The organism is Mycobacterium innocens, assembly GCF_900566055.1.
In the GTDB taxonomy this organism is placed as follows: Bacteria; Actinomycetota; Actinomycetes; order Mycobacteriales; family Mycobacteriaceae; genus Mycobacterium; species Mycobacterium innocens.
On sequence record NZ_UPHQ01000099.1, the window covers coordinates 62849 to 68848 of the forward strand.

Annotated in this window: 5 protein-coding genes; 4 read left to right on the top strand and 1 reads right to left on the bottom strand. The window is 67.8% G+C overall.

The genetic code is table 11. The features are described from left to right. Positions 1-55: 55 nt before the first annotated feature. The 4 genes from EET03_RS11085 to EET03_RS11100 all read left to right on the top strand — a co-directional run bounded on the left by EET03_RS11085 (position 56) and on the right by EET03_RS11100 (position 5447). Positions 56-820: an SDR family NAD(P)-dependent oxidoreductase gene (locus tag EET03_RS11085; protein ID WP_075541790.1), complete on the top strand. Its 765-nt coding sequence runs from the start codon at positions 56-58 to the stop codon at positions 818-820. A 26-nt stretch (positions 821-846) separates the two neighbouring features. Continuing rightward, entirely contained in the window at positions 847-2388 is a 1542-nt protein-coding gene (locus tag EET03_RS11090) for an acyl-CoA synthetase (RefSeq protein ID WP_122508759.1), read from the top strand. A gap of 14 nt (positions 2389-2402) precedes the next feature. Then, positions 2403-3956 (top strand): WS/DGAT/MGAT family O-acyltransferase, encoded by a 1554-nt coding sequence (locus EET03_RS11095; RefSeq protein ID WP_075541788.1) that lies wholly within the window; start codon positions 2403-2405, stop codon positions 3954-3956. Positions 3957-4025: 69 nt separating this feature from the next. Continuing rightward, entirely contained in the window at positions 4026-5447 is a 1422-nt protein-coding gene (locus EET03_RS11100) for a phytoene desaturase family protein (protein WP_075541787.1), read from the top strand. Positions 5448-5887: 440 nt separating this feature from the next. On the opposite strand, the gene EET03_RS31380 is transcribed toward EET03_RS11100, so the two are convergent. Next, positions 5888-6000, bottom strand: a 113-nt coding sequence (locus EET03_RS31380; protein ID WP_244232310.1) for a hypothetical protein, incomplete at its 5' end; no start/stop codon positions are given.

Here is a 6000-nt window from a genome sequence, read left to right on the forward strand (position 1 = left end):
ACATATCTAGATAAGGTGCAACCATGATTTTCACCCTGTTTACCGGGGTCCTGTGATGCGCATCCTCGACCGCTTCCGACTCGACGACCGGGTCGCGATCATTACCGGGGCATCCAGTGGCCTCGGCGTCACGTTCGCCCAGGCCCTCGCCGAGGCCGGTGCCGATGTGGTGCTGGGCGCACGGCGCGAGGACCGGCTGGCCGGCACCCGTGCGCTCGTCGAGGCGGCGGGGCGCAAGGCCGTCGCGGTGCGCACCGACGTCACCGATCCCGAGCAGTGCCGGGCCCTGGTCGACGCCGCGATCGGCACGTTCGGCCGGGTCGACATCCTGGTCAACAACGCCGGCGTCGGGACCGCGGTGCCTGCCACCCGCGAAACCCCGGATCAGTTCCGTTCCGTCGTCGAGCTCAACCTCAACGGTTGCTACTGGATGGCCCAGGCGTGTGCGCAGGTCATGAGGCCCGGCAGCTCGATCGTCAACATCAGCAGCGTGCTCGGCCTGACCACCGCCGGTTTGCCGCAGGCCGCCTACGCATCGTCCAAGGCCGGACTGATCGGTCTGACCCGCGACCTGGCCCAGCAGTGGACCGGGCGAAAGGGCATCCGGGTCAACGCGTTGGCGCCCGGTTTCTTCGAATCCGAGATGACCGACCAATTCCCCGCCGGTTACGTCGAGACCACGGTCATCCCGCGCACCCTGATGGGCCGCGTCGGCCTGGCCGAAGAACTGGCCGCCGCGCTGGTCTTCCTGGCCAGCGACGCCGCCAGCTTCATCACCGGTATCACGCTGCCCGTCGAGGGCGGCCTGCTCACCTCCTGACCGCACCGACTCAGAGAAAGGCAGTCATGAACGTCGGATCGCAGCTGCGCAAACGGGCCGAGTTGAATCCCTCCCTGGAGGCGCTCGTCGATGAGACCGCCGGACGGCGGTTCACCTTTGCCGAACTCGACGAACGCGCCGACCGGGCCGCCCGGGTGCTGACCGGGCTGGGGCTGGGCAAGGGCGACCGGGTCGCCGTGCTGTTGCCCACCGGCCACCAGTTCGTCGAGGTGTTTTACGGTGCGGCGCGGGCCGGGCTGGTGGTCGTGCCGTTGAACTGGCGGCTGGTCGCCAACGAGCTGGCGTTCATGCTGCGCGACTCGGGGGCGACGGTGTTGGTGTGCGACGCCGAATACGACGCCGTCGTCGCCGAGCTGCACGACCGCGGCGGAAACCACGACGGCACACCGGTAACCCACTGGCTGCGCGTCGGCGCCGATCGCCCGGCCTGGGCCGCCGACTTCGACGAGCTGGTGGATCAGGCGCCGCCGCAACCGATTTCAATCGTCGGCGACGACGACGACCCGCTGTTCATCATGTACACCTCGGGCACCACCGGGCTGCCGAAGGGGGCGGTGCACACCCACGACAGTGTGCAGTGGTGCCTGCTGACGATGCTGGCCAGTGTCGACATGCGGTTCCGGGACCGCTACCTGATCTCGCTGCCGCTGTTTCACGTGGCCGCGCTTGCCCCGCTGGTCGGTTGTGTCTACCGCGGTGCGACGATCGTCATGTTGCGTCAGTTCGACCCGACGCGGATCTGGGAGGTGTTCCGCGACGAGCAGATCACCACTACCCTGGCTGTCCCGGCAATGCTGAACTTCATGCTGCCGACATATCAGCCCGAGCTGCGGGAGTCGTTGGCGCTGCGCTGGATCATGAGCGGGGCGTCGCCGGTGCCGCCCTCGTTGATCAAGTCTTACGCCGACCTCGGCTTCGAGGTACATCAGGTTTACGGGCTCACCGAATCGTGCGGACCGGGCTGCGTGATCGGCCCCGACGACGCAATGTCGCACATCGGGTCGACCGGTAAGGCGTTCTTCCACACCGACATTCGCATCATCGACGAGCAGGGCTCCGACGTGGGAGCCGGTGTGGCGGGGGGGATTTTGATTCGCGGGCGCCATATCATGGCCGGCTACTGGAACCGTCCCGACGCGACCGCCGAGACGATCATCGACGGTTGGCTGTACACCGGCGACATCGCGGTCCGCGACGCCGACGGCTTCGTCTACATCCAGGACCGGATCAAGGACATGATCATCTCCGGCGGAGAGAACGTCTACCCGGCCGAGATCGAAGACGCGCTGTTGTCCCACCCCGGCATCGCCGACGTCGCCGTGGTGGGCATCGCGTCGGCCAAATGGGGCGAGTCGCCGCTGGCGGTGGTGGTGCGCGCCGACCCGGAACTCGACGAGGCGGCGGTGCTGGCGCACTGCGAGGGCAAGCTAGCGCGCTACAAACTGCCCAAGCGGGCGGTTTTCGTCGATGCCATCCCGCGCACCCCCACTGGCAAGTCGCTCAAACGCGTTCTGCGCGAACAGTTTTCGGTTGCGGCACCCGAGTAGCCAAGGAGCCACCCATGAAGCAACTCTCCGGCTTGGACGCCGCGTTCCTCTACCTGGAGACCCCGACGACGTTCGGTCACGTCACCGGCCTGATGATCTTCGAACGGCCCAACCCCGACTACGACCCGTATGCGGCGGTGTACGCCAAGTTCGGCTCGCTGGTCGGCAAGCTCGAACCGTTGCGGCGGCGCCTGGTCGAAGTGCCGTTCGGGCTCGACCATCCGTACTGGGTGTTCGACCCGAACTTCGACCTCGACTACCACATCCGCGAATTGCGGCTGGCCCGACCGGGTCTCGTGGATCAGCTGGCCGAGCAGGTTTGCCGGATCGTGGGGCGGCCGATGGACCGCACCCGGCCGCTGTGGGAGGTGTACGTCATCGACGGCCTGGCCGACGGACGTTGGGCGCTGCTCACCAAATACCATCACGCCACCATCGACGGGGCCTCGGGGCAGCTGATGCTGCAGATCGTCACCGACACCCAGCCGGACGCGCCGCCGCCGGGGGAGGGCCCGTCATGGGAACCCGAGGCGCTGCCGTCGACCGCCGAATTGCTGCGCCGCACGGCAGCCCAACTCGCCCGCAATCCGTTTCGGGCGCTGCGGGTGCAGACCCGGATCGTCGGTCAGCTCGCCGACGCCGCGGGAATCCACAGCGTGAGCAGCGCGGCAGGCCGGGCCGGGGATGCGGTCAAGTGGGTCGCCCAACTGGGCCTCAGAAATAGAGGCAACCGGCCGAACATCTCGTTGCCCGCCGTCACGGCACCGCCGACGCCGTGGAACAAGACGATCACCGGCCACCGCCGCTTCGCGATGCGCACCACCTCGCTGGACAACGTCAAGCGGCTCAAGGATGCCACCGGCAGCACCGTCAACGACATCGTCATGGCGATCTGCGCCGGCGGGCTGCGGGAGTATCTGCTGGCCCATGACGCGCTGCCGGACCGCCCGCTGCGGGCGATGGTGCCGGTGTCGATCCGCACCGGCGACGAGGCGGACCCGTGGACCAACCGGGTGTCGGCGATCGTCGCCGAGTTGCCCACCGACTGTGCCGATCCGGTGGAACGGGTCGCCCGCTGCCGCAAGGCCATGCAGGACGCCAAGCGCACGCACGAGCTGGTCCCGGCCGCCGAACTGGTCGACCTGAGCCGATACTCACCGCCGGTGCTGTCCACCGCGGCGGTGCGGCTGGCGTCGCGGCTGCGGCTGGCCGACCGGGTGTCGCAGCCGTTCAACGTGGTGATCTCCAACGTGCCCGGGCCCCGCCAGCCGTTGTATTTCGCTGGCGCGAAGCTATGTCACCAGTTCCCCGTCTCGATCGTCACCGATGGGCAGGGGCTGAACATCACCGTGGTGAGTTATCTGGACCGGCTCGACTTCGGCTTCATCGTCGACCGCGAGCTCGTTCCCGACGTCTGGGACCTGGCCGACATGCACGTGGCCGAGATCACCCGGCTGTTCGAGGCCACCGGCGCGCAGTGGGCGCAGCCGCCGCAGCCGCCCTCCCCGCGCCGCGGACCGACCCAGAAGCCGGTGAAGAAGTCGGCATCGACAAAGGGCCGCCGATAGCTGGCGTTGCCCGGCCCGGTCTTGGCCAACCTTTAAGCTCGTCCAGGTGACGACTCAACGCCCGATGCGATGACCAACGCGATCGTCGTCGGCGCCGGACCCAATGGCCTGGCCGCTGCGATCCAACTCGCCCGCCACGGTCTCGACGTGCAGGTGCTCGAGGCCGGTGACACCATCGGCGGGGGAGCGCGCTCGGGTGAGCTGACCGTGCCCGGACTCGTCCACGACCACTGCTCGGCGTTTCACCCGCTGGGCGTCGGTTCGCCGTTCTGGCAGGAGATCGACCTGCAGCGTTACGGGCTGACCTGGAAGTGGCCGGAGGTCGACTGCGCGCATCCGCTCGACGACGGCAGCGCCGGCGTGCTGTTCCAGTCGATCGAGAAGACCGCTGCGCGGATGGGACCGGACGGCGGCCGCTGGCGACGCGCGGTAGGGGATCTGGCGGCCGGATTCGATGACCTGGCAAGCGATTTGCTCCGGCCGGTGGTCAACGTGCCGCGTCACCCGCTTCGTCTTGCCGCCTTTGGTCCGCGTGCGGCGCTGCCGGCGACCGTGATGGCGCGCTGGTTTCGTACCGAGCAGGCACGCGCGCTGTTCGGCGGGGCGGCCGCGCACGTCTATACGCGTCTGGACCGGCCGCTGACCGCGTCGCTCGGTCTGATGACCCTGGCCAGTGGCCACCGGTACGGCTGGCCCGTCGCCCAGGGCGGATCGGGGTCGATCACGCGGGCATTGGCCGCGGCTCTGGAGGCCCTCGGCGGTCGCATCACCACCGGCGTGGCCATCAACAGCCGCCGCGACATCCCGGACGCAGACATCGTCATGCTCAATCTCAGCCCGGCGGGCGTCCTGGAGCTCTACGGCGATGTGATGCCGGCCCGGATCAAGTCGTCCTATCGGCGTTACCGTGCCGGATCGTCGGCGTTCAAGGTCGACTTCGCCATCGAGGGCGACATTCCGTGGACGAATCCGGACTGTGGGCTCGCCGGGACCGTGCACCTGGGCGGCGCCTTCGCCGAGATCGCGGACACGGAACGGCAACGCGCACAAGGCAAGATGGTGCAACGGCCCTTTGTTCTGGTGGGGCAGCAGTACCTGGCCGACCGGTCCCGCTCAGCGGGTGACGTCAATCCGATCTGGGCGTACGCCCACGTGCCGTTCGGCTATACCGGTGACGCCACCGCGGCCGTCGTCGACCAGATCGAGCGGTTCGCTCCCGGTTTCCGCGACCGCGTCATCGCCAGCGTCAGCAAGTCCACCGCCGAATTACAGGCTTACAACCGAAATTTCATCGGTGGTGACATCATCGGCGGCGCCAATGACCGGCTCCAGGTCATCTTCCGGCCGCGGATCGCCGTCGATCCCTATGTGATCGGGGTCCCTGGTGTCTACCTCTGCTCGCAGTCCGCGCCGCCGGGTGCCGGCATCCATGGACTGTGTGGGTACTACGCCGCAGAATCAGCGTTGCGGTGGCTGCGTAAGCGGCGCTGACGTCCCCCGGCGCGATCACCGTCACGTGCCCTCGACCTGACTCGACAAATCCCACGCAGGAGTGCCAATCGAATCGTCGGCCGCCGATGAGTTGGAATACGTCGTCGCGCAACACACTCGAATGCCTTGACTTCATTGCGCCGGCCACGGTCCGGGGTTACCGTCGGGCGCGAGCTGGTTGGGTCACCCCGGTCCATGTTGCTGCTCAGCCACATCGCAACCCTCTGTTGGAGGCGACGTTCGCCGTGCCCGCTCTGCGCGACAACCGCGTTCGCAGCACAGCGCGACCGAAACTGTCGCTCAGAGCCGACTTGACCCAAATTGGTGCGTGCTGTGACCGCGGGCGTTGATGGCCGGCTCGTGTGAGCGAGTTTCTTGATGCGCCAACGTGTTTGGGTTTCGATACGGTGTCGGTGGTGACCGGCCCGGGGTAGCCGACGCTAGTTGTTTGGTGGTGGTGGTTGGGGTTGGAAGGGTTCGTACCACCACCAATGGGCGCGTTCGCCGGTGGGTCCCGGGCAGGGCGGTACCGCGGGTGGGGGTTGGGTTGGTG